Below are 24,023 nucleotides of genomic sequence, written 5' to 3'. Positions count from 1 at the left end.
GCCTTCCTCAAGCTTCGAACCTCGTTCGAGCGGGGGGATATCCATCCGAACGAACGCACCGGCCGACGGCGGACCCACAGCAGAGACACACCACTGCACGAAGGGGAAGCCATGACAGCGACGACCGACGGAAGCACCGGGGCCCTGCCGCCCCGCGCTGCCTCGGCCAGCGAAGACCAGGACCAGACGACTCCCGAGGCGGCCGGGACAGTCGAGACCCGAGACGCCGCCACGCGCGCCATGGAGCGCGCCACGGACTTCCTGCTCGCGCGGCAGGACGCCCAGGGCTGGTGGAAGGGCGACCTCGAGACGAACGTCACCATGGACGCCGAGGATCTCCTGCTCCGCCAGTTCCTGGGCATCCGCGACGAGCCGACCACCCGCGGCGCGGCGCTGTTCATCCGCGGCGAGCAGCGCGAGGACGGCACCTGGGCCTCGTTCTACGGCGGTCCGGGCGAGATCTCCACCACCATCGAGGCGTACGTCGCCCTGCGGCTGGCCGGGGACGACCCTCAGGCCGCGCACATGGCGCAGGCAGCCGCGTGGATCCGCGAGCGCGGCGGTATCGCCGCGGCCCGTGTCTTCACGCGGATCTGGCTCGCCCTCTTCGGCTGGTGGAAGTGGGACGACCTCCCCGAACTCCCGCCGGAGCTCATCTACTTCCCCAAGTGGATGCCGCTGAACATCTACGACTTCGGGTGCTGGGCGCGGCAGACCATCGTGCCGCTCACCGTCGTCTCGGCGACGCGTCCGGTGCGGCCCGCGCCGTTCCCGCTCGACGAGCTGCACGCCGACCGCCCCGCCCCGGTCGGGCGCCTTGCCCCGGTGGCCAGTTGGGACGGCGTCTTCCAACGCCTGGACAAGGCCCTGCACCAGTACCGCAAGGTCGCACCGCGCGCGCTGCGCAGAGCGGCGATGAACACGGCCGGCCGCTGGATCATCGAGCGCCAGGAGAACGACGGCTGCTGGGGAGGTATCCAGCCGCCCGCGGTCTACTCGGTCATCGCGCTGCATCTGCTCGGCTACGACCTCGAACACCCGGTGATGCGCGAGGGGCTGGCCTCGCTGGACCGTTTCGCCGTGTGGCGCGACGACGGCGCCCGGATGATCGAGGCCTGTCAGTCGCCGGTGTGGGACACATGCCTCGCCACCATCGCGCTGGCCGACGCGGGAGTGCCCGCCGACCACCCGCAACTCGTCAAGGCCGTGGACTGGATGCTCGGGGAGGAGATCGTCCGGCCCGGCGACTGGTCGGTGAAGCGGCCCCAACTGCCGCCGGGCGGCTGGGCGTTCGAGTTCCACAACGACAACTACCCCGACATCGACGACACTGCGGAGGTCGTCCTCGCACTGCGCCGCGTCCGGCACCACGACCCGGACCGCGTCGAGAACGCCATCGGACGCGGGGTCCGCTGGAATCTCGGCATGCAGTCCAAGGACGGCGGCTGGGGCGCGTTCGACGTCGACAACACCAGCGCCTTCCCCAACCGGCTGCCGTTCTGCGACTTCGGTGAGGTGATCGACCCGCCCTCCGCGGACGTGACGGCACACGTGGTGGAGATGCTGGCCGTCGAGGGGCTCACCCACGACCCGCGCACCCGCCGGGGTATCGCGTGGCTGCTCTCCCACCAGGAGCCGAACGGCTCCTGGTTCGGGCGCTGGGGCGTCAACTACATCTATGGAACAGGGTCGGTGGTCCCGGCGCTCGTGGCGGCGGGACTGCCCGGCTCGCACCCGGCGATCCGCCGGGCGGTGGCCTGGCTGGAGTCCGTGCAGAACGACGACGGCGGCTGGGGCGAGGACCTGCGCTCCTACGACGACAACGCCGGATGGGGCGGCCGCGGCGCCTCGACCGCCTCGCAGACCGGCTGGGCGCTGCTCGCCCTGCTCGCGGCGGGGGAGGACGAGTCCAAGGCCGCCGAGCGCGGGGTGGTCTGGCTCGCCGAGACACAGCTTCCCGACGGCACCTGGGACGAGCCGTATTTCACCGGGACCGGGTTCCCGTGGGACTTCTCGATCAACTACCACCTCTACCGCCACGTCTTCCCCCTCACCGCGCTCGGCCGCTACGTCCACGGAGAGCCCTTCTCCGCGGCCGAGGGGGGCTGATGGTCATGACGTCCGCCCCGGCCCCGCTTCTGATCGCCTGCGCGCTCGGCATCGAGCACCTCGCCCTGCGCAGCGGAGACCGGAGCGGCGCCGGCGGGCCGGTCACGGTACTGCGCACCGGCATGGGGCCCAGGGCCGCCGACCGCTCGGTCACCCGGGTGCTGGCCGACCCGGGGCTGTCCGGAGCGGCCGTGCTCGCGACCGGCTTCTGCGCGGGGCTCGCCCCGGGCATGCACCCCGGTGACCTGGTCGTCGCCGAGGAGACCCGGGACCCGGGCGGCATCACGCCGTGCGTGGGCACGGATCTGCTGGTCAAGGAACTCGCCCGCGCCCTGCCGGGCCGCACCGTCCACACCGGGCCGCTCACCGGCTCCGATCACGTGGTCCGGGGTCACGAGCGGGCCGATCTGCTCGCCACCGGCGCCATCGCCGTCGACATGGAGTCGGCGGCGACCCTGCTCGGCGCGGTCCGCTCGGGGATCCGTCCCGTTGCGGCCGTCCGGGTGGTCGTGGATGCTCCAGAACATGAACTCGTCCGAATCGGCACGCTTCGCGGTGGAATATCAGCCTTCCGCGTTCTTCGTGCCGTGCTTCCCGCTTTTTTCGAATGGCACCGTTCTTTGTCGCTCCCTCGGAGGTGAGCCGTATGGCCATGCCGCTTCGGCAGTCCATGAAGGTCGCTGCGTACCTGTTTGAACAGAAGCTCCGGAAGCGGGACAAGTTCGCCCTGCTCGTCGAACTGGAGCCGCTCTTCGCGTGCAACCTCGCGTGCGAGGGCTGCGGCAAGATCCAGCACCCCGCCGGTGTGCTCAAGCAGCGCATGCCGGTCGCCCAGGCGGTGGGCGCGGTCCTCGAATCCGGTGCGCCGATGGTGTCCATCGCCGGTGGTGAGCCGCTGATGCATCCTCAGATCGACGAGATCGTACGGCAGTTGGTGGCGAAGAAGAAGTTCGTCTTCCTCTGCACCAACGCGATGCTGCTGCGCAAGAAGATGGACAAGTTCAAGCCCTCGCCGTACTTCGCCTGGGCCGTCCACATCGACGGGCTGCGGGAGCGGCACGACGAGTCCGTCGCGAAGGAAGGCGTCTTCGACGAGGCCGTCGAGGCCATCAAGGAGGCCAAGCGCCGCGGCTTCCGGGTCACGACGAACTCGACCTTCTTCAACACCGACACCCCGCAGACCGTCATCGAGGTGCTGAACTACCTCAACGACGACCTCAAGGTCGACGAGATGATGCTCTCGCCCGCCTACGCCTACGAGAAGGCCCCCGACCAGGAGCACTTCCTCGGTGTCCAGCAGACCCGGGAGCTGTTCAAGAAGGCCTTCGCGGGTGGCAACCGGCGCCGCTGGAGGCTCAACCAGAGCCCGCTCTTCCTGGACTTCCTGGAGGGCAAGGTCGACTTCCCGTGCACCGCGTGGGCGATCCCCAGCTACTCGCTCTTCGGCTGGCAGCGGCCCTGCTACCTGATGAGCGACGGCTACGTGCAGACGTACAAGCAGCTCCTGGAGGAGACCGACTGGGACTCCTACGGCCGCGGCAAGGACGAGAGGTGCGCCAACTGCATGGCCCACTGCGGCTACGAGCCGACCGCCGTCCTCGCCACCATGGGCTCCCTCAAGGAATCCATCCGGGCCGCCCGCGAGACCTTCACGGAAAGCCGCGGGTGACCTCATGACCGCCGTTTCCCTGGGCCTCCCCGAGGTACCGGTCCGGCCGATCGCGGAGCGCCGTGTGTCGCGGCGCATCCAGGTCGGACCGGTGGCGGTCGGCGGCGGGGCGCCCGTGTCCGTCCAGTCGATGACCACGACCCGGACGTCGGACGTCGGCGCCACACTTCAGCAGATCGCGGAACTGACCGCGTCCGGCTGCCAGATCGTCCGGGTCGCCTGCCCCACGCAGGACGACGCGGACGCGCTCGCGACCATCGCCGCGAAGTCGCAGATCCCGGTGATCGCGGACATCCACTTCCAGCCGAAGTACGTGTTCGCCGCGATCGACGCCGGCTGCGCGGCCGTCCGGGTCAACCCCGGCAACATCAAGCAGTTCGACGACCAGGTCAAGGAGATCGCGCGGGCCGCCAGGGACGCCGGGATCCCGATCCGGATCGGCGTCAACGCGGGCTCCCTCGACAAGCGGCTGCTCCAGAAGTACGGCAGGGCGACGCCCGAGGCGCTCGTCGAGTCCGCGCTGTGGGAGGCGTCCCTCTTCGAGGAGCACGACTTCCGTGACATCAAGATCTCGGTCAAGCACAACGACCCGGTCGTCATGGTCAACGCCTACCGTCAGCTCTCCGCCGCCTGCGACTACCCGCTGCACCTCGGCGTGACCGAGGCGGGGCCGGCGTTCCAGGGCACCATCAAGTCGGCCGTGGCGTTCGGGGCGCTGCTCTCCGAGGGTATCGGCGACACCATCCGGGTCTCGCTGAGCGCGCCGCCCGCCGAGGAGTGCAAGGTCGGCATCCAGATCCTGGAGTCGCTCGGACTGCGGCAGCGGCGCCTGGAGATCGTCTCCTGCCCGTCCTGCGGGCGCGCCCAGGTCGACGTGTACAAGCTGGCCGACGAGGTCACCGCCGGCCTGGAGGGCATGGAGGTCCCGTTGCGCGTCGCGGTCATGGGCTGTGTCGTCAACGGCCCCGGCGAGGCGCGGGAGGCGGATCTGGGGGTCGCCTCCGGCAACGGCAAGGGGCAGATCTTCGTCAGGGGCGAGGTCATCAAGACCGTCCCCGAGTCGAAGATCGTCGAGACCCTCATCGACGAGGCGATGAAGCTCGCCGAGCAGATGGAGAACGACGGCGTCGCGTCCGGGGAACCGGCCGTCACCGTGAGCTGATCAGCACGGACCGAGAGGGGGCCCGACGTGACGATTCTGGAGAACATCCGGGGACCACGCGACCTGAAGGCGCTGTCCGAGGCGGAAATCGGTGAACTGGCTGAAGAGGTGAGGGAGTTCCTGGTGCACGCGGTCGCCAGGACAGGCGGTCACCTCGGACCCAATCTGGGAGTGGTGGAGCTGTCCATCGCCCTCCACCGGGTCTTCGAGTCGCCCTTGGACCGCATCCTGTGGGACACCGGCCATCAGAGCTACGTACACAAATTGCTGACAGGACGTCAGGACTTCTCCAAGCTGCGCGGCAAGGGCGGCCTCTCCGGCTATCCCTCCCGCGAGGAGTCCGAGCACGACGTCATCGAGAACAGCCACGCCTCCACGGCGCTCGGCTGGGCGGACGGGCTCGCCAAGGCCCGCCAGGTGCAGGGCGAGAAGGGCCACGTCGTCGCGGTCATCGGTGACGGCGCGCTGACCGGCGGCATGGCGTGGGAGGCACTGAACAACATCGCCGCGGCCAAGGACCGGCCGCTGATCATCGTCGTCAACGACAACGAACGCTCGTACGCGCCCACCATCGGCGGCCTCGCGAACCACCTGGCGACCCTGCGCACCACCGACAGCTACGAGCAGGTCCTCGCCTGGGGCAAGCAGGTCCTGCTGCGCACCCCCATCGTCGGCAACACCATCTACGAGTCACTGCACGGCGCCAAGAAGGGCTTCAAGGACGCCTTCGCGCCGCAGGGCATGTTCGAGGACCTCGGGCTCAAGTACGTCGGACCCATCGACGGTCACGACGTGGGAGCCGTGGAGTCCGCGCTGCGCCGCGCCAAACGCTTCCACGGGCCCGTGCTCATCCACTGTCTGACGGAGAAGGGGCGCGGCTACGAACCCGCGCTCGCGCACGAGGAGGACCACTTCCACACCGTCGGGGTGATGAACCCCCTCACCTGCGAACCCCTCGCACCGTCCAACGGTCCCTCCTGGACCTCCGTGTTCGGCGACGAGATCGTCCGGATCGGCGAGGAGCGCGCGGACGTCGTGGCCATCACGGCGGCCATGCTGCACCCGGTCGGGCTGGGGAAGTTCGCCGAGAGATTCCCCGACCGGGTGTGGGACGTCGGCATCGCCGAGCAGCACGCCACGGTCTCCGCGGCCGGGCTCGCGACCGGCGGCCTGCATCCCGTCGTCGCCGTGTACGCCACCTTCCTCAACCGGGCCTTCGACCAGCTCCTCATGGACGTGGCGCTGCACCGCTGCGGGGTGACCTTCGTCCTCGACCGGGCGGGGATCACCGGCGTCGACGGCGCCTCGCACAACGGCATGTGGGACATGTCGATCCTCCAGGTCGTCCCCGGTCTCAGGATCGCCGCGCCGCGCGACGCCGACCAGCTCAAGGCCCAGCTCAGGGAGGCGGTGGCGGTGGACGACGCGCCGACCCTGATCCGCTTCCCGAAGGAGTCCGTCGGTCCGGTCATCCCCGCGGTGGACCGGGTCGGCGGCCTCGACGTCCTGCACCGGGGCGAGCGCCCCGAGGTTCTGCTCGTCGCGGTCGGCGTCATGGCCCCGGTCTGCCTCCAGACCGCCGACCTGCTGGAGTCCCGCGGCATCGGCTGCACCGTCGTCGACCCGCGCTGGGTCAAGCCCGTCGACCCGGAGCTGCCCCGTCTCGCCGCCGCCCATCGGCTCGTCGCGGTCGTCGAGGACAACAGCCGGGCCTCGGGCGTCGGCGCCGCCGTCGCGCTGGCTCTCGGGGACGCCGAAGTCGACGTGCCCGTACGGCGGTTCGGCATCCCCGAGCAGTTCCTCGCGCATGCCAAACGGTCCGAGGTGCTGGCCGACATCGGCCTCACGCCCGTGGAGATCGCCGGACGGATCAGCGCCGGGCTGGCCATCAGGGACGAGCGGGCCAAGGCCGCGTACGAGCTGACGGAGGCCGCCGACCGGCCGGCCGAGGAAGAGTCCTCCAAGGAGAAACAGGAATGACCGACCCTGCCCAGAAGGGGGAGTTCGACCTCGGCGCACTCCTCGCCGAGCGCGGAGCCGAGCGCTACGAACTGCACACGAAGTACCTGAACCACCAGCTCCCGCGCATGCTGCACACCATCGGCTTCGACAAGGTCTACGAACGGGCCGAGGGCGCGCACTTCTGGGACGCCGAAGGCGACGACTACCTCGACATGCTCGCCGGCTTCGGGGTGATGGGCCTCGGCCGCCATCACCCCGTCGTCCGGCAGGCGCTCCACGACGTCCTCGACGCCTCGCTCGCCGACCTCACCCGCTTCGACTGCCAGCCGCTGCCGGGCCTGCTCGCGGAGCGGCTGCTCACCCACAGCCCGCACCTGGACCGGGTGTTCTTCGGCAACAGCGGTACGGAGGCCGTCGAGACCGCGCTGAAGTTCGCCCGGTACGCGACCGGCAGGCCGAGGATCCTGTACTGCGCGCACGCCTTCCACGGGCTGACCACCGGTTCCCTGTCGGTGAACGGCGAGGACGGCTTCCGCGACGGCTTCGCGCCGCTGCTGCCCGACACAGCCGTTCCGCTCGGCGATCTCGACGCCCTGGCCAGGGAGCTGAAGAAGGGCGACGTCGCCGCGCTCATCGTGGAGCCGATCCAGGGCAAGGGCGTCCACGCGTCCCCGCCGGGATATCTGCGCGCCGCCCAGGAACTGCTGCACCGGCACAAGGCGCTGCTCATCGCGGACGAGGTGCAGACCGGCCTCGGCCGGACCGGGGACTTCTACGCCTACCAGCACGAGGAGGGGGTCGAACCGGACCTGGTGTGTGTCGCCAAGGCGCTCTCCGGCGGCTACGTGCCGGTGGGCGCGACCCTCGGCAAGGACTGGATCTTCAAGAAGGTCTACTCCTCCATGGACCGGGTCCTCGTGCACTCCGCGAGCTTCGGCTCCAACGCGCAGGCCATGGCGGCGGGTCTCGCGGTGCTCTCCGTGATGGAGAACGAACAGATCGTCGCGAACGCGCGCGTCACCGGAGAGCTGCTGAAGTCCCGGCTGGCGGCCCTGGTCGACCGCTACGAACTGCTCAGCGAGGTGCGCGGGCGGGGTCTGATGATCGGCATCGAGTTCGGGCGGCCCGCGTCGCTCAAGCTGCGCAGCCGCTGGACCATGCTGCAGGCCGCGCGCAAGGGGCTGTTCGCGCAGATGGTCGTCGTGCCGCTGCTCCAGCGGCACCGCATCCTCACCCAGGTCTCCGGCGACCACCTGGAGGTGATCAAACTGATCCCGCCGCTGGTCATCGACGAAAGGGATGTCGACCGCTTCGTGGAGGCCTTCACCGCGGTGATGGAGGACGCGCACAACGGCGGCGGGCTGATGTGGGACTTCGGGAAGACACTGGTGAAGCAGGCGGTGGCGAACCGCTGAGACCCGGCCGGACCGGCGGTCCGCCGTGGGCGGGGCGAGTGTGACCGGCACGGCCGCGTGGGTGCGGACGGCGCGGCGGCGTGGGTGCGGACGGCGGCGCGGGTGTGGTCGGGCGACTGGCCCGGGTCCGGCGAGGTTCTTTGCCTCTGGGGCAAGAGAATTGCCCCAGAGGTAATTGTTTGGCTCAATGGTTCCATGAACCCTGCCGATCCAGGGGCGGTCGAAGAGCCGTCCGCCGAGCTGCACGCCGTGGCGCCCCGGCTCCGCGCCCTGCGCCGCGGTGCCTCCCTCACGCTGGAGGGCGCCGCCCGCGCCGCCGGTCTCTCGCCCGCCCATCTGTCCCGGCTGGAGACGGGGCAGCGCCAGCCCTCGCTGCCGATGCTGCTCACGCTGGCCCGTGTCTACGGTACGACGGTTTCCGAACTGCTCGGCGAGGTGGTCCCCGACCGTGACGCGGTCGTACGGGCCGCCGACATGGAACCGGCCCCGGCGGGCGGCTGGACCTACTGGCAGGCGGGCTCCGCGGGCCGGGCCATGCAGGCCCTGCGGGTGCACGTCCCCTACGGTTCCCAGGGTGACATCGTGCGCGTCCACCCGGGCGAGGAGTGGCTGTACGTCCTCAAGGGGCGGCTCAGTCTGCGCCTCGGGGACACCACGCACGTCCTCGCTCCGGGAGACAGCGCCCACTTCGACTCGCTGACCCCGCACCGCATCGCCGCCGCCGAGCGCGACGGAGCCGATCTCCTCTTCGTACACACCCTGCTGCAGAGCCCCGTCGCCGCGCTGTGCCTCGGCCCGGCGACCGGCCACCCCACCCCGGGAGAGACATCATGACCGAACCCACAGAACCCCGCCGGTCCATGGAGGACAAGTTCCCGCGCGCCCTCTGGGTGCGGCTGATCATCTACGTCGCCGTCGGCCACCTGTTCGCGGCCTTCATCTACCTGCTCTTCACGCTGGGCGCGCAGAACCAGTAGGGCCCCGGCCGGGGAGGGCGGCTCCGGCTCAGTCCAGGAGCCGCGCGCGCAGGCGCTCCCGGAGCTCCGGCGTGAGCCCCAGCCCCTGTTCCAGATAGGCCTCGACGCTGCCCCACTTCTCCTCGATCGTCTCGAAGGCGGCTGTCAGGTACTCGGCGCGCGCGTCGAACAGCGGGCTGAGCAGTTCCATGACCTCGGGGGAGTAGGCGCCGGCCGAGGAGCCGTTGCGGTGGACCTTGTAACGGCGGTGCGCGGCGTTCGACTCCAGGTAGTCGGTCACGATCGCCTCGCGCTCGACGCCGAGGGCCAGCAGGGTGACAGCGATGGACAGCCCGGCGCGGTCCTTGCCCGCCGCGCAGTGCATCAGCGCGGGCACGCTGTCGTCGGCCAGGGCGTGCAGCACCTGGGCGTGCTCGGCCGTGCGCTCGCTGATGATGGTGCGGTACGAGTTGATCATCCGGTTCGCGGCCTTGCCGTCGCCGAGGAGCCCGCGAAGCTGGTCGATGTCGCCGTCGCGGACCATCTTCCAGAACTCGCTGCCGTCCGCCGGGTCGCTCAGCGGGAGGTTCACGTTCAGTACGCCCGGCAGCTCGACGTCCGGGCCCTCCAGCTTCTGGTCCGCGGCGTTGCGGAAGTCGAAGATCGTGTGGAGACCCAGGGAGGCGAGGAACGCGGCGTCCTCCTCCGTGGCGTGCGCGAGGTGGCCGCTGCGGAACAGCCGCCCGTAGCGCACGCGCCGGCCGTCCGCGGCGGGCAGTCCGCCCACGTCGCGGAAGTTCCGCACTCCGCCGAGCTCGGGCTCGGTCGACGGGACCTGCTGCGTCACGGGGGCTCCTCCCATTCGGCCGCCGGCGTCACCGGGCTGGACTCGGCGCCGCTCGTCGGCAGTTGTACCGGCTTGCGCTGTCGACGATACGACATAGGTTCCTCGGGCAATGAGTTGTCCACAGGCGGCCTTCTCCCGTACTGAAAGCCCTGGAAGCGGCGCTCCACAGTCGCTGGATCGAACGCCAGTTCGATGCGCGTGCGGGGCCGGCCGTCGGGTCGGTCACGTCCTTCGCGCCGCGCGGGACTCGCGGGGCAATTGAGGTGAAATGCGGCATTGCGAGTGTGCCGTTTTGTGCGCCGCCTCGCATAGAGGTCCGGATGTACTGGATATCCGTCGACGTCGCATCTGACCGTTCTGTCCGAATAAGCGCCTTCGTTACAACTGGCCCTGGAATAGGGCGCCCTGGGGCGAGTCGCGTGAGGAGCGTCATATTCGTGACGATGCGTTGCCGTCCTCATTTCTCAACCCGCGAGGTTTTACGGGTGGGTTGAGAGGTCCGGAAGATCGTCACTCCACGGAGGGTGACGGCGATTTCCGCATGGATCAAGAAAGACGAGCGCACAGAAACCGCCCATAGTTGTCGACGCGCTCTCATCTCGCTTACGTTCTGCCTCAATCCGGACGGACGCCCAATCCTGCCGCCGCCCGGAATCCGCACACTCACCCGTACACGGCAGGAGCGGGGGACCCACAGGTTCCGTGCCTGGTCCGGTCTCCGGAACAGGCTAGGGGTACAGCCGCACAGCAGCGGCCGGGCATCTCCAGCCCGCACCCGACAGCTCACCCCGCAGGCGCCGGAGAGGAATTCGTCATGCCCGCGAAGGGTAAGCACCGCCGTCCCAAGTCCCTCCGTTTCACCCGCTCGATAGCCGTGGCCGGAACCGGTGGCGCCGCACTCGCGCTGCCCCTGATGGGAGCCACGGGCGCCCAGGCCGCGACCCCGGCCACCCCTGTCGCGCAGCATGTCGAGAAGGCCGCGACCGCCGCCCCCGCCGAGAAGTCCGCCAAGTCCGCCACGGTCAAGACGTACGCGGTGAAGCGCGGCGACTACCTCTCGAAGATCGCCGACGAGCAGAACGTCGGCGGCGGCTGGAAGAAGATCTACGCGGACAACCGCTCCGCGATCGGCAGCGACCCGTCGCTGATCCACCCCGGTCTGAAGCTGTCGCTCGGCAAGAAGGCCGCCTCCGCCGCCCACTCGGCGACGCAGTCGGCCACGCGGACGGCCACCGCGGCGAAGTCCGCGCAGGCGACCCCGGCCGCCGACACGGCCCCGTCCGCCACGGCTTCCACCAACAGCTCCTCCGGCTACACCCTGCCGGTCGACAGCAGCAGCATCGGCACCGGTTACAAGGTGGCGGGCAGCATGTGGTCCAGCGGCTACCACACGGGCGTGGACTTCGTGGTCCCGACCGGCACCACGCTCAAGTCCATCGCGGCGGGCACCGTCGTCTCCGCGGGCTGGGGCGGCGCCTACGGCAACCAGGTCGTCATCCAGCACGCCGACGGCAAGTACTCCCAGTACGCCCACATGTCGTCGCTGTCCGTCTCGGCCGGGCAGACCGTGACCGAGGGGCAGCAGATAGGCCTCTCCGGCGCGACCGGCAACGTGACCGGACCGCACCTGCACTTCGAGATCCGCACCACGCCGGACTACGGCTCCGACATCGACCCGGTCGCGTACCTGCGCTCGCACGGTGTCGCCGTGGGCTGACGCCCCTCCTCCTCCTGCTCCTGACGGTCAGGAAGATCTCCGAAGGCCGGACCCCATGATCCCCTGGGTCCGGCCTTCGGTGTTCCCGTGACGCGACCTCGGGGCGATCGCTGCCTCAACATCCTTGACGCGGGCCTTATTCCAGAGTTGACCAATGCTTGGCGAGTGGCTTATCTCACCGCCCGTCAACCCCTCCCTACGGTCGCGTAGCTCACATCAAAAGGTGAATCATGCTTGATGTGGCAGACGATTCGAAGAGTGACAACAGATCAGTGATCGGGTCGTACGTGGCGGTGGGGGACAGCTTCACCGAGGGCGTCGGCGACCCTGGGCCCGATGGAGCCTTCGTCGGCTGGGCCGACCGGTTCGCGGTACTTCTCGCGGACCGCAGGCCCGAAGGCGATTTCGACTACACCAATCTCGCCGTGCGCGGCAAACTGCTCGACCAGATCGTCGAGTCCCAGCTCCAGAGGGCGAAGGAACTCGCTCCGGACCTGGTCTCGTTCTGCGCCGGCGGCAACGACATCATCCGCCCCGGCACCGATCCCGACGAGGTCGCGGAGCGCTTCGAGCGCGCGATCGCCGACCTCACCTCCGCGGTCAGCACCGTCATGGTGACGACCGGCTTCGACACCCGTGGCGTTCCCGTGCTCAAGCATCTGCGCGGCAAGATCGCCACCTACAACGGACATGTGCGGGCCATCGCGGACCGCTACGGCTGTCCCGTGCTCGACCTCTGGTCCCTGAAGACGGTCCAGGACCGCCGGGCCTGGGACGGCGACCGGCTGCACCTCTCGCCCGAGGGACACACCCGGGTGGCGCTCCGTGCCGGCCAGGTACTCGGCCTCGAGGTCCCGGCCGACCCCGACCAGCCCTGGCCGCCCCTCCCGCCGCGCGGCACGCTGGAGGTGCGCCGCGACAACATCCAGTGGGCGCGCGAGTATCTGGTCCCGTGGATCGGACGGCGGCTGCGCGGGGAGTCCTCGGGCGATCACGTCTCGGCCAAGGGAGCCCTGTCCCCGGACGACATCAAGCTGCGCATCGAGTCGGTGGCCTGAGCCGCTGCCGGCCCTGCCGACGGGCCCGGTTCGACGGGCGTCACCGACTTCGGCGGCGAGCCCGGCCTGGCCGGCCGGGACCGGCTCGGCCAACGGGACCGGCTTCGGTGGCGGCATCGGCTTGACCGGGCGGGACCGGCTCGGCCGGCGGGATCGAGCTGGCTGGCAGGCCCGGCTGGGACCGTCCGACCGGCCGGGGCCGCGTGCCGTCGCCGCGGCTGTGTCAGCCCATGCTGTTGAGGGGCGCCACTCGGCTCGACAGGATCCGGGACGATCGCCGTCGCCTTGGACGGGGCATGGGGGCCGGGTGAGGCACGGTATGCGGGAAGAGCCGGGCCGGCGTTCGGGGCCGGGCCGGGGCCAGGGCCAGTGAGACTGAGCAGGGTAGGTGTCGTCACCCCACCATGCCGACCTGGTGCTTCTTGAGGCTCTGAGCACGACACCTGTCGTCAGATTCGCATCCTTCTTCCTCTGCCCCCGGCACCGGAGCCTTCTCCCACACCGATGCCCCGGCTGCGGAATGCCGGCCCGGTTCGCCCGCTCGGCAAACGCCGTCGCGCGCCTGTCAGGCGACACGCTCCACCCATGGCAGTGCCGTTTCGTCACGCGCCCGACATCAAGGCGCCAGGGAGGAGCCGCCTGCGGAGCCGACCTGACCCGGATGGATTCGGTTCCCGAGGAACCCGATGCGGCGACCATGACGGTGCTCTTGCAAGTCCAACGACAGGTCATGGATCTGCTCGCTGCAGGCGGTCCCAAGTCTGCGACGAGCGCTGGTTCGCCGGTCCCCGTCGCGCATTACTTTGCCGACGTACGGGCCATAGTCGCCATGACCTTCCGGTCCTGGCCCATCGCCCGGGAGTACGCCGGCACCGCCTGTCCGGCTGCTGTCCTCGACGCGGAGTACGCCTCTCGTGCTGCACAAGCCCAGCCCCTGCTCAACACTCCGGGCAAGAAGAAGACCTCCAAGCCCTACACTGCGCCGCTCATGGAATCCCTGGCCGCTGGGACTGCCTTGGACATCGCCTTGCAACTCCTCGGAGCCCCAGACGCACACGATGCACAAGCGTGCTTGGACCCACTCGTCCAGCAGCTACGCGGCGTCGATCTCGCTCTCAGCACCTACCTTCGACGCCCGGCCATGGATCTCTCACCCTCTGCGGATCGCTGTCAGGGACCCGTCCACGGTGAGCCGGTCTTCCAGCTCCTCGGCGAGCCATGCCGGGCCCGGAGTTGACGCTGCGTCACCCGTTACGGGGTGAGCCGCACGCGGATGCCCAGCGTCCCGTCCGCTCCCCGGCGCAGCCGGCTGTCGAGAATCATGAGGCGGCCGAGGATGCCGTACTTGCGGGCGATGAGTGAGCGGTAGCGGGCGCCGGTTGCCTTGTCGGCGATCTCGGCGGTGGCCGGGATCTGGTCACCCGTCGGGTTGCCGCGTAGGTCGCAGGGGCCGACGAGGATGTCGCCGCGTGCCCGGATCCGCTTGACCTTCCAGGAGTCGGCGGGGGTCCGCACGCCCAGCGTGTCACCGTCGCGCACCACCCACACCGGTGAGGTGACCGGGGTGCCGTTCTTGCGGTAGCTGGTGACGAGCAGGTACTTGCCGGCGCCGAGCCGTTCCAGCAGCGTGTCGTCCATGATGCGTTTCTGCTCCTTGCTATTGCGTTCGGGGTCGTTGGCCACTTGGGCGGCGTACTGCGATGTCAGTTCGGGGGCAGCCGTCATGCTCTCGACCTGAGGGGACTACGGGTGCAGCTCGATTTGGTTGAGGACGGGCGCGCTGCCGGGCCGGGTTGATCGGGCGGGGCGCCGGAGGTCTCCGTACTTGTTACTCGCTCTCTCGGCCAGGGCGGCGAGAATCAAGTCGCTGACGGCTTTGGTGGACACCGGGTTCTGGCCCGTGATCAGGCGGCCGTCGCGCACGGCGTGCGGCGTCATCGGGACGGTGGAGCGCACGTATTCGGCTCCCTTCGCGCGCAATTCGTCCTCCAGCAGGAACGGCACCCTGCTCTTCACGCCGGCCAGTTTTTCCTCGACCGTCGCGAAGCCGGTGACGGTGCGGATCCGTACGTGCGGATTCCCGTCGGCATCACGGAGGTTGATGAGGGCGCAGGCGCCATGGCAGACCGAGGTGACGATGCCGCCACCTGCGTGGATGACCTCGGATGTTCCCCGCAGGTCGGCGCGGTGGTGTGCGTCCAGACGATGACGATCGGGAGGACGAGTTCCGGAAGGCGGAGGTGAGGAAGCCTCCCGCCGGGCTTCCCTGCGCCAGTTGCTGCAGGCCGTCTCCGAGCGCAAGGGCAGCGGCCGGCCGCAGGCAGACACGGACGACGGTGTCGGCTGGCGTGAGAGGGGTGTGGGCCGCCATCACGCCTCCTTGCCTGCCCCGGGGTTGCCCACGGGGATGGTGTTCAGCCCTGTTCGGTGGGGCGTACGAGCATCTCGTTGACGGCGACGTGCCGGGGGCGGGTGGCGATGTAGCCGATGGCGTCGGCGATGTCCTGGCTCTGCAGCCGCTCGATGTCGCCCAGGCCGGCGACGATCAGCTGCTGGACGACTTCCGAGTTGTGGGTGCGCAGTTCGGTGTCGACGCTGCCCGGCTCGACGACTGACACGCGGACGTGCTGGCGTCCCAGTTCCTGGCGCAGTGCCTCACTGAAGCCTCCGACGCCGAACTTGGTGGCGCTGTACACGGCGGACATGGCGAAGGCGGTGCGGCCGTTCAGCGAGCTGATGTTGATGATGTCGGCAACCTGGCGCGGTGCGTCGGCGGCGGCCTTGACCAGGTGGGGGACGGCCGCGTGGGTGGTGTACATCAGGCCCATGAGGTTGATGTCGATCATGCGCTGCCAGTCGTTCAGGTCCGCGCCGGGGGTGGGCCCGAGGAGCATGAGGCCGGCGTTGTTGACCAGGATGTCCAGGCGGTCAAGGCCCTCGACGGTCCGCTCGACCGCTTCCGAGGCGGCCTGGGCGGTGGTGATGTCAGCGGGCACGACCAGAGCCTTCCCGTCCTCCTCGGAGATTTCCGCGGCGAGGCCGGTGAGCCGGTCCTCGCGCCGTCCGACCAGGGCCACGGAGGCTCCCTCGCGGGCGAGCTCCAGCGCGGTGGCGCGGCCGATGCCGCTGGACGCTCCGGTGACCAGAGCGACGGTTCCTTCAAGACGACGAGTCATGGTTCAAGCCTTTCGATGAACGGCCACGTTGCTCGGGGCCGTACGGGATAGAGGGAAGACAGCCCTGCCGACGAGGGCCGTACAGGGGTGGAGGCCGCTCAAGGCAGGCCGAGGGCACAATGGGGAGGTGAGCAGCACTGAGCAGAAGACCACCGACGCCAAGCATCAGCGGAGCACGATCGAGGGAGACCTGCCGCCTCGCGAACGCCTGGTCAGGGCTGCGTCGCGGCTGTTCTACTACGAGGGCGTACGCGCGATCGGTGTGGAGCGGCTGATCGCCGAGGCCGGGGTGACGAAGGCGACCTTCTACCGGCACTTCGCCGCCAAGGACGACCTGGTCGTGGCTTATCTGCTGACCAAGGACGCCTATTACAAGGACGTGGCCGAACCACTGGCCGCCGCGCACCCGCCCGCGGAAGCGATCGACCTGATCTTCGAGGCGATCGCCGAGCACGCCCGCGAGCGTGACTTTCGGGGATCGCCGTTCATGAACGCCGCCGCCGAGTACCCGGACGCCACCCATCCGGTCCGCGGCCTGGTGACATCTCACCGGGACTGGATTCGCACCCTCTTCCAGGAACTGCTCACCCGGCTCGGCCACACCGACGCCAAGTCGGCCGCGGGCGCCCTGCTGATGCTGTACGACGGAGCGATGGCGGCCGGCTACCTGGACGACTCGACGGCCGCCCACAAGACCCTGCTGGACGCGGTCCGCCTGATCCGATCGGGAGGCTGACCCCATCGAGGCCGCGCGAAATATCGGCCGCCAGTTGGACCCCGGGCAAGCCAGGGCGCGGATTGGCTTCATGGAGCTTTCATCTCTGTTCGACGTGCACCGGGACCCACAGGCAGTTGCCTGCCTGGTTGGCGGTCCCGCCCGGAAGGCCGAGAAACCACCCCTCAAGAGGTAGGAAGACCGGTCGTTCTACTTCTCGACGATAACTCCCCTGGCGTCCTCGCGCCAGCGGTCGAGCGGCTTGTGGGATCCCTCACGGGCTGCTGCTGCCTCAGTGGGCCTTCCCGGCTTGCGTGGCCGAACTCGCCTGCTCCCTCATCTCCCGGCATCACCTTCGGACCTGTCGCGGCGACGAAGTGACCGCGGCCGACGGCCGCTTCGGCCCCCAGGCGGGCGTCGCGGACGTCATCGACGTTGATCCGCTGGGAGGCCTGGTCGGCGCTGCCGCAGTTCTTCGCGGCCTGGAGGGCGAGTCGACCTTCGTGGTTCTGCTGCGGGCCGGCGCCACTAGGGCATGCCCGGTGGGTCGAGGGTGGTGCGGGCGCCCGCCACGAGGTATCGCCGATCGCCCCGAAAATCCGTGGAACCGTACTCTCGAGTGCCGTTACCGTTCTCCCGCCCGCAGTCGCCCTGCCAAGGACGTGCCGTTGTACACCAAGTGAGACCCCCCCCGAGCGCTGATCCGTCGCGCGTCGCGCATGTGCGCCGCGCTCCTTTTCGCTGCGGTCTTCTCACTGGAACCGGTGTATTTCTGTGTCCAAAAACTGGGTGGTCGTGCCCACCTGCCTGTCGATAGTTCTCCGCCGTTGCCACACGTGCGCTTCTGGGCGCTTCCGGGCGAACGGCCAATTCAGCGTCGACGCGAACCGCGAGCTCCTCGACGCCTGGCTCCTCGCGCTGTGCACTGGGTGCGGGGACGCCATCAAGGTCACTGTCCTGGAGCGGATGAACGTGCGTTCCGTACGGCCCGAGGTCCTGAACCTGCTGCACGGCAACGACCCTGGCCTGGCAGCCGAGCTGCTCCAAGGCCCGGTCGTACGGCGCCGTGACGTGGGCGGCTCGGGTCGAACCGAGCGGCCGGCCTGGCAGTCGCCGTACGGTCCGCCGCCCCACCGGGCGCACCGCGGCCGGTGGGCGCCTGTGCCGGGGTTGGCCTGGTCTCGGTCCGCTTTGCGGCGGGGATACCTGTGCGACCGGTGCGTCTGAGCGCCGAAGGTTTCGGTTCTTCGCGAGCCTAGGTCGAGAGGCTGCTCGCCGAGGGGAACCTCGTGTCGACAGTCCACCTGAGCGGCAAGCTCTCGGGCGACTTCACCTTCATGCTCAAGCGTTGAGTCCTTCCGGCCCGGGGCCTGTCCGGCAGTATCCGATCTGCCGGACAGGTCCCAGCGACATGCATGCCGGAGTCAGGGCGACGACAGTTGTCCTGCAAATACCACACCTATCGTGCTCAGCCTCAGCCACGTCGGGGTCCGGATCCGCGGGCCGTGACCCGAGGCCAGGCCGGGTACCCGGGGCCAGGCCGAGGCCGGGTCGGGTGAGGGGTACGTCACCGCGCCCCGCCTCTGTCCCGCCCCCGCGCGAGGCTCAGCGCACCGCTGCCATCAACGCCGTGCGTTCCAGGCCCAGTTCGCGGGCGAGGGCCTCGTCGGCCCATTCCTGGGTGCGTGCCCGCGACACCGCTCCGGAGTACGAGGTCATCTGGACCGCCAGGCCGTCCAGCAGCGCCGTGAGTCTGAGGACCGCGCTCGCGGGGTCCGGGCAGCGGAACTCACCGGCTGCCACACCCTCCGCGATCACCTCGGTCATGGCGGCCTTCCACTGCCGGTCGAGGCCGCGGGTGACCTCACACAGCGCGGGCTCCCGCAGGGCGACCGCCCAGCCCTCGATCCACAGACGCCAGCCCTTGGCCTGCCCGGTCGGGGCGTACCAGCGCACGGCGGCACGAAGGCGGCGCAGCGCCGTCGTGCGACGGCCGAGCAGCTTGCGCAGATGGGCGAGGTCGTCCTCGGCGGCGTGGGTGAACGCGGCGGCGACCAGCTTCTCCTTCGTCGAGAAGTGGTACAGCACCAGCGCGTTGCTCACGCCGAGGGCCGAGGCCACGTCGGCGATCCGTACCGCCGCGACGCCCCGCGCCTCGATCTGTTCGACGGCGGCCCGCAGCAACTCCTCACGCCGCTCCGCCACACTCAACCGGACTCTCGCCACGCGGCAACCCTACACAGTAGGCACGCGTCACGATCCTCGTCGGCACACGTCACGCGCGCGTGCGGCTCGTCGTGACGGGTTCTCAGCGGTACCAGCCGAACCGCTCCGCGATGACCGGGAGCCGGTCGGTGACGATGGCGTGGGCGGCGGCCCGCGGGGTCGTGCCGTCGGCCTCCGCGCGCGCGAGCGTCCGGTCGATCAGGGCGCGCATGGAACGCCGGGTGTGGGCGAACGCCTCGTCCGCGTCCGCGCCGATGTCGCCGAACAGGGTCCACCACCACCAGGCGTTCGTACCGGAGTTGACCACGACGTCCGGCAGGACGGTGATCCCGCGCGCGGCGAGCAGTTCCTCCGCGTCCGCGAGGACCGGCATGTTGGCCGCCTCGACGATCCAACGGGCCTTGATCTCCCGCTGGTTCGCCGTGTCGATCGCGTACGAGACCGCGGCGGGCACCAGTACCTCGGCATCGGCGGACAGCCAGGCGTCACCGGGGAGTTCGCGGTCGGCCGGGCGCAGCACCGCGCGGTCGACCGTCCCGTACGCGTCCCGCGCCGCGAGCAGCGCCTCGACGTCGAGTCCGTCCGGGTTCGAGATGGTTCCCTTGACGTCGGCGACGGCCACGACCTCGAGTCCCGCGCGCGCGAGGAAGCGCGCTGTGGCCCCGCCCATGGTGCCGAGCCCCTGCACGGCGACACGCGTTCCCGCGTACGGAGTACCGGCCCGGTCCAGCGCGGCGAGCACCGACTCGGCGACCCCGCAGCCGCCGACCAGTTCGTCGAGGCCGATGCCGTCCACCTCGACCGCGAAGGCGTCCGCGAGCCGCCGCCGGGCCGCCGCCTCGTCGTCGAGCAGCGGGTACACGGCCTGGATGGACGAGACGAGGCCCGCCTCCTCGGCGGCCCGGTCGACCAGGTCCTGGCTGAGCCCGAGATCCTCGCCGGTGGTCCAGAAACTCTCGATGTAGGGCCGCATGGCGCGCAGATAGCGCACCAGCAGTCCGTACGCCGCCGGGTCCTGGGGATCGCAGTCGATCCCGCCCTTGGCCCCGCCCAGCGGGATGTACCGGCCCTCGGGGTTGTAGTGCAGCGCCTCTTTCATGGTCATGCCACGGGCGAGCCCGGTGACCTCCTCCAGCGTGCAGCCGGGCCGCATCCGCAGACCGCCGCTTGAGACGCCCCGCACGAGCCGGTCGACGACGAGGAACCCCGGACGGCCGGTGACATGGTCCGTCCAGGTGAGCGTCATCAGGGGGGCGGCGGTCATCGGGTCTCCTCGGGGACGGCGATCAGGGTGGGGCCGGGGGTGCGCAGCGCCTCGGCGAGCGCGGCGCCCAGCTCGTCCGGGGTGTACGCGTGCGTGCCCTGTCCTCCGTAGGCGCGGGCCAGGGCGGGCAGGTCGACCGGAGCGAGGTCGACGGCCGTGGGCGTGTCGCCCCGGGCGGCCATCTCGTCGCGGATCTCCCCGTAGCCGCCGTTGTCGAAGACCACGACGGGCAGCGGGAGGCGGAGCTGTACCGCGGTCGCCAGTTCCTGCACGGTGAACTGGAGGCCGCCGTCCCCGCTGAGTGCCACGACCTCGCGGCCGGGGCACGCCGCCTTGGCTCCGATCGCCGCGGGCAGAGCGTAGCCGAGGGTGCCGTAGCCGGTCGGGTGAAGATAGCGGCCCGCGGGGCCGAGCGAGAGGTGGGGGAGCGCTCCGTAGTAGCAGCACTGGGCGCTGTCCGAGGTGATCACGGCGTCTTCGGGGAGGACGGAACGGATCGCCCGCAGGTACGGGATCCAGCGGGCGTCGCGCCCGGCGGTCTCGGCGTTCCGCGCGGCCCGCAGTGCCGCCGCCCGCCGGGCGGGGTCCTCGTCGGGCACGCGCGCGTGCGGGCGTTCGCCACGGGGGCCCTCGACGGCGCCGGGCACGCGCGCGTGCCGGCTCGTACCGTCCGGTTCCCCGAGAGCGGCGAGCAGCGCCGTCAGGGACGGCAGAGCGTCGCCCACGACCGCGACGTCCGCGGCCGGACCCGCGTACATCTGGTCCGGGTCGATGTCCACGCGGATCAGCGTGCCGTTCAGGGCGGGCGGCGCGGACCAGAAATCGGACTCGGCGAGTTCGGTGCCCACGGCGAGTACGGCGTCCCGCTCCGCGAGCCAGTCCCGGACCGCGGGGCTGTGCAGCGACACGCCGACGGCCAGCGGATGGGTCTCCGCGACGATGCCCTTGCCGTTGGCCGTGGTCAGGACGGGAGCGCCGAGCCTCTCGGCGAGGGCCAGGCCCGGGGCGGCAGCGCCGCGCGCTCCGCCGCCGAGCACGAGCGCCGGACGGCGTGCCTCGCGCAGCGCCTCGGCGGCCCGCTCCACGGCGAGGGGCGCCGGAGCGAGGGGAAGGACGGGAGGGGCGATGCGCGCGGGAGCCGTCTCCTCGGCGGCCTCCAGCAGATCGAGGGGGATCTCGATGTGCGCGGGGCGCGGCCGGCCGGTGCGGAACAGGGTGAAGGCGCGTGCCACCGCCGCGTCGATCTCGGCGACCGAGGACACGCGGTGGCTGAACGCGGCCACGCCCCGCAGGGCCTCCGTCTGACTGCGCGTCTCGTGCAGCAGGCCGGTCGCGAGCCGGGGGTGGCGCAGGGGCATCCCGGGGGAGACGACGAGCAGGGGCACGCTGTCGGAGTAGGCCTGGCCGACGGCGGCCGCCGCGTTCAGCAGGGCGGGTCCGGTCGTGGTGATCACGACACCGGGACGCCCGGTCACGCGCGCGTAGCCGTCGGCGGCGTATCCGGCGCCCTGTTCGTGGCGCGTCAGGACGTGCCGGACGCCGTACGCGGACAGGTGGCGGTAGATCTCCAGGTTGTGCGTACCGGGAATGCCGAAGGCGCGGGTCACGCCGTGTCCGGACAGGGCGCGGACGAGGGCCTCGCCGCCGGTGAGCATCTCGCCCATCACACGCTCCGCTCGACGGCGACGGCGACGGCGCGCCCGGCGGCGTACGAGGCGCCCTCGGCCCTGGCCGGTTCGGCGGGGAGGTGGGACACGGTGTCTCCAGACGTGGACGGGCCGGCGCGGCTCCCGGGCCACCGGGGCGCATGGCCTCTACTGAATCATGAGTCAGTATCGGAAGGGGTGCCGGGTCGTGTCAACGCGCGGGACCGGCGTCGCCGCGGGCACGGCGGCGCCCAGAACGCTTCGCCGGGGCGGAAGAAGCGGGGGTGCGGCGGGGTTGCACCTACGGAACCAGGGCCACGGACATCGCGTTGTGACCGGGTGACCCGGCGCTGTCAGAGGCGACGACCATAATGAAAGTCTGACCGACTCCATCTGGAGGTATCCGTGACCGGTTTCCGTACCCTGAGCTCCGGGCTTCGCGCGCTGCGGCCCGCCGCCTTCGGCGCGGATCCGGCTGGTGCGCGCATGCGGCGCATCCGCAACTCGCCGAACTTCGCGGACGGAGTGTTCCAGAACCCGGAGACCGCCCGGACCCGCCCCGACGGCTCGATGGTGGAGTTCGCGAAGGTCTACTTCCGCAGCGAGGAGCGCGCCCATCGCTCCCCGGCCGGCACCGTGCCCGTGCACGCGACGACACTCGCCGACCTGGCCAGGCCCGCCGCGACCGGACTGCGGCTCACCTGGATGGGGCACTCCAGCGTCCTCGCCGAGATCGACGGCCACCGCGTGCTGTTCGACCCGGTCTGGGGCGAGCGCTGTTCCCCCTTCGCCTTCGCCGGCCCCAAGCGACTGCACCCGGTCCCGCTGCCGCTCGCGGCGCTCGGCCCGGTCGACGTCGTGGTGATCTCGCACGACCACTACGACCATCTCGACATGCCCACGATCAAGGCACTGGGCGGCACGGACACGGTGTTCGCCGTGCCGCTGGGCGTCGGGGCCCACCTGGAGCACTGGGGCATCGCGGCCGAGCGGATCCGCGAGCTGGACTGGAACGAGTCGACCAAGGTCGGCGGGATCACCCTGACGGCGACACCGGCGCGCCACTTCTGCGGGCGCGGCCTGCGCAACACCCAGCACACCCTGTGGGCCTCCTGGGTCGCCGAGGGGGACGAGCACCGGATCTACCACAGCGGCGACACCGGCTACTTCCAGGGCTTCAAGGACATCGGCGCCACCCACGGCCCGTTCGACGCCACGATGATCCAGATCGGCGCGTACAGCGACTTCTGGCCCGACATCCACATGACGCCTCAGGAGGGGATGCGCTCCCACCTGGACCTCCAGGGCGGGGTGCCCTCCGGAGTGATGCTGCCGATCCACTGGGGGACGTTCAATCTCGCGACCCACGCCTGGGCCGACCCGGGCGAGGGCACGCTGGCCGCCGGCCGCGCGGTCGGAGCGCGCGTCGCGCTGCCCCGCCCCGGAGAGCCCTTCGAACCCACCGCCGAGACCGTCCCCGCCGAGCCGTGGTGGCGCCCTGTGGCGCGTGCGCCGAAGGGTGGCTGGCCGGCCGTCGAGGAGGCCGTGATCGATACGCCGGGTGACATCGCCGACGACTCGACGGAAGGCACCGGGGAGCCCGAAACGGTGCCCGCGGGCTGATCCACCGATCGGATGCGAGGGCCGGGGAGCGCGATGCTCCCCGGCCCTCGCTGTTTGCTTGCGACCGCTTCCGACCAGCTCTGATCGGATCCAGGGCCCGGCGCGAACGCGTGTCCGACGGGGTTATCGGTCAGTCGTACGAGGCCTCATACCAGAGCGGGACGCTACCTGAGGGAGTTTGTCAACAGCCCACCGCACATGATGCGTTGGCGACTACTGTCAGTTGCCGACGGGCGACGCAGGGCCGATTTTTTCGGCTCTCTCGACCGGCACCGCGACGGCACACGCCCGAGTCGCGGAACCGCGGGAGCTCCACGCCCCCGACGCATCCAGTACGAGGACGCCGATGTCTCACCTCCGCGCACCGGCCGCACGCGCAGACCGCCGCGAGGGCGGGCGGCGCCGGGTTCGTAGACGTACAGGAAGAACGTCTGCTGGATGGCGTGCTTGTGCGGGCCGGCGCAAGGTGATACGCAGC

At 70.4% G+C, this 24,023-nt stretch carries 19 protein-coding genes, 1 pseudogene and 1 riboswitch; of the genes and pseudogenes, 13 read left to right on the top strand and 7 right to left on the bottom strand.

All coding sequences use genetic code 11. The annotated features are described in order from the left end of the window. Positions 1–111 precede the first annotated feature (111 nt). From shc to ACWEBX_RS23975, 8 genes are all read left to right on the top strand, one after another. Positions 112–2,109, top strand: coding sequence for a squalene--hopene cyclase (gene shc, locus ACWEBX_RS24010; protein WP_451886870.1), 1,998 nt, complete (start codon positions 112–114; stop codon positions 2,107–2,109). After that, positions 2,109–2,750 carry a phosphorylase family protein gene (locus tag ACWEBX_RS24005; protein ID WP_451886869.1) on the top strand — a complete coding sequence of 214 codons (642 nt, stop codon included), beginning with the start codon at positions 2,109–2,111 and terminating at the stop codon, positions 2,748–2,750. Before shc ends, ACWEBX_RS24005 begins: the two co-directional genes overlap by 1 nt. A 5-nt stretch (positions 2,751–2,755) precedes the next feature. After that, the gene (hpnH, locus tag ACWEBX_RS24000; RefSeq protein ID WP_359027427.1) at positions 2,756–3,778 is read left to right on the top strand and encodes an adenosyl-hopene transferase HpnH; all 1,023 of its coding nucleotides are present in this window, start codon (positions 2,756–2,758) and stop codon (positions 3,776–3,778) included. Between the two features lie 4 nt (positions 3,779–3,782). Next, on the top strand, positions 3,783–4,940 hold the full coding sequence (gene ispG, locus ACWEBX_RS23995; RefSeq protein WP_451886868.1) for a flavodoxin-dependent (E)-4-hydroxy-3-methylbut-2-enyl-diphosphate synthase: 1,158 nt from the start codon (positions 3,783–3,785) through the stop codon (positions 4,938–4,940). Between the two features lie 27 nt (positions 4,941–4,967). After that, positions 4,968–6,920, top strand: a complete 1,953-nt coding sequence (dxs, locus tag ACWEBX_RS23990; protein WP_451886867.1) for a 1-deoxy-D-xylulose-5-phosphate synthase — start codon at positions 4,968–4,970, stop codon at positions 6,918–6,920. Continuing rightward, complete coding sequence (locus ACWEBX_RS23985) at positions 6,917–8,317, top strand: aspartate aminotransferase family protein (RefSeq protein WP_451886866.1); 1,401 nt, start codon at positions 6,917–6,919, stop codon at positions 8,315–8,317. Before dxs ends, ACWEBX_RS23985 begins: the two co-directional genes overlap by 4 nt. Before the next feature lie 195 nt (positions 8,318–8,512). Continuing rightward, a complete protein-coding gene (locus ACWEBX_RS23980; protein WP_451886865.1) occupies positions 8,513–9,151 on the top strand; it encodes a helix-turn-helix domain-containing protein in 639 nt (212 codons plus the stop codon). A gap of 26 nt (positions 9,152–9,177) precedes the next feature. Beyond that, positions 9,178–9,294: a DUF6126 family protein gene (locus ACWEBX_RS23975; RefSeq protein WP_148012225.1), complete on the top strand. Its 117-nt coding sequence runs from the start codon at positions 9,178–9,180 to the stop codon at positions 9,292–9,294. Between the two features lie 28 nt (positions 9,295–9,322). Here ACWEBX_RS23975 and ACWEBX_RS23970 read toward each other — a convergent pair whose 3' ends face one another. Further along, a complete protein-coding gene (locus ACWEBX_RS23970; RefSeq protein WP_451886864.1) occupies positions 9,323–10,120 on the bottom strand; it encodes a tyrosine-protein phosphatase in 798 nt (265 codons plus the stop codon). Positions 10,121–10,774: 654 nt separating this feature from the next. Next, positions 10,775–10,930: riboswitch (cyclic di-AMP (ydaO/yuaA leader) on the top strand. A gap of 4 nt (positions 10,931–10,934) precedes the next feature. Between ACWEBX_RS23970 and ACWEBX_RS23965 the strand changes: the two genes are divergently transcribed. Both ACWEBX_RS23965 and ACWEBX_RS23960 read left to right on the top strand, forming a co-directional pair. Next, positions 10,935–11,837: a M23 family metallopeptidase gene (locus tag ACWEBX_RS23965; RefSeq protein ID WP_451886863.1), complete on the top strand. Its 903-nt coding sequence runs from the start codon at positions 10,935–10,937 to the stop codon at positions 11,835–11,837. Positions 11,838–12,109: 272 nt separating this feature from the next. Next, a complete protein-coding gene (locus tag ACWEBX_RS23960) occupies positions 12,110–12,895 on the top strand; it encodes an SGNH/GDSL hydrolase family protein (RefSeq protein WP_451886889.1) in 786 nt (261 codons plus the stop codon). Between the two features lie 1,251 nt (positions 12,896–14,146). On the opposite strand, the gene ACWEBX_RS23955 is transcribed toward ACWEBX_RS23960, so the two are convergent. The 3 genes from ACWEBX_RS23955 to ACWEBX_RS23945 form a co-directional block, all read right to left on the bottom strand. Further along, positions 14,147–14,533: a PPOX class F420-dependent oxidoreductase gene (locus ACWEBX_RS23955; protein WP_451886888.1), complete on the bottom strand. Its 387-nt coding sequence runs from the start codon at positions 14,531–14,533 to the stop codon at positions 14,147–14,149. A gap of 105 nt (positions 14,534–14,638) precedes the next feature. Beyond that, a complete protein-coding gene (locus ACWEBX_RS23950; RefSeq protein WP_451886862.1) occupies positions 14,639–15,223 on the bottom strand; it encodes a hypothetical protein in 585 nt (194 codons plus the stop codon). A gap of 86 nt (positions 15,224–15,309) precedes the next feature. Then, positions 15,310–16,071, bottom strand: coding sequence for an SDR family NAD(P)-dependent oxidoreductase (locus ACWEBX_RS23945; RefSeq protein ID WP_451886861.1), 762 nt, complete (start codon positions 16,069–16,071; stop codon positions 15,310–15,312). A gap of 127 nt (positions 16,072–16,198) precedes the next feature. On the opposite strand from ACWEBX_RS23945, the gene ACWEBX_RS23940 reads away from it, so the two are divergent. After that, a complete protein-coding gene (locus tag ACWEBX_RS23940) occupies positions 16,199–16,807 on the top strand; it encodes a TetR/AcrR family transcriptional regulator (protein ID WP_451886860.1) in 609 nt (202 codons plus the stop codon). A 753-nt stretch (positions 16,808–17,560) separates the two neighbouring features. After that, positions 17,561–18,138: pseudogene (locus ACWEBX_RS23935) on the top strand (DUF1062 domain-containing protein). A gap of 253 nt (positions 18,139–18,391) precedes the next feature. On the opposite strand, the gene ACWEBX_RS23930 reads toward ACWEBX_RS23935, so the two are convergent. The 3 genes from ACWEBX_RS23930 to ACWEBX_RS23920 form a co-directional block, all read right to left on the bottom strand. Next, the gene (locus ACWEBX_RS23930) at positions 18,392–19,012 is read right to left on the bottom strand and encodes a TetR/AcrR family transcriptional regulator (protein WP_451886859.1); all 621 of its coding nucleotides are present in this window, start codon (positions 19,010–19,012) and stop codon (positions 18,392–18,394) included. 82 nt (positions 19,013–19,094) lie between these two features. Further along, positions 19,095–20,276 carry a Glu/Leu/Phe/Val dehydrogenase dimerization domain-containing protein gene (locus tag ACWEBX_RS23925; RefSeq protein ID WP_451886858.1) on the bottom strand — a complete coding sequence of 394 codons (1,182 nt, stop codon included), beginning with the start codon at positions 20,274–20,276 and terminating at the stop codon, positions 19,095–19,097. After that, positions 20,273–21,940, bottom strand: coding sequence for a 5-guanidino-2-oxopentanoate decarboxylase (locus tag ACWEBX_RS23920; RefSeq protein ID WP_451886857.1), 1,668 nt, complete (start codon positions 21,938–21,940; stop codon positions 20,273–20,275). The genes ACWEBX_RS23925 and ACWEBX_RS23920 overlap by 4 nt, the downstream gene beginning before the upstream one ends. A gap of 387 nt (positions 21,941–22,327) precedes the next feature. Here ACWEBX_RS23920 and ACWEBX_RS23915 point away from each other — a divergent pair, with 387 nt between their 5' ends. Further along, on the top strand, positions 22,328–23,545 hold the full coding sequence (locus tag ACWEBX_RS23915) for an MBL fold metallo-hydrolase (RefSeq protein ID WP_451886856.1): 1,218 nt from the start codon (positions 22,328–22,330) through the stop codon (positions 23,543–23,545). Positions 23,546–24,023 lie beyond the last annotated feature (478 nt).

This window comes from Streptomyces sp. NPDC005070 (assembly GCF_053600395.1).
This window is presented reverse-complemented; position numbering and strand designations above follow the sequence as displayed.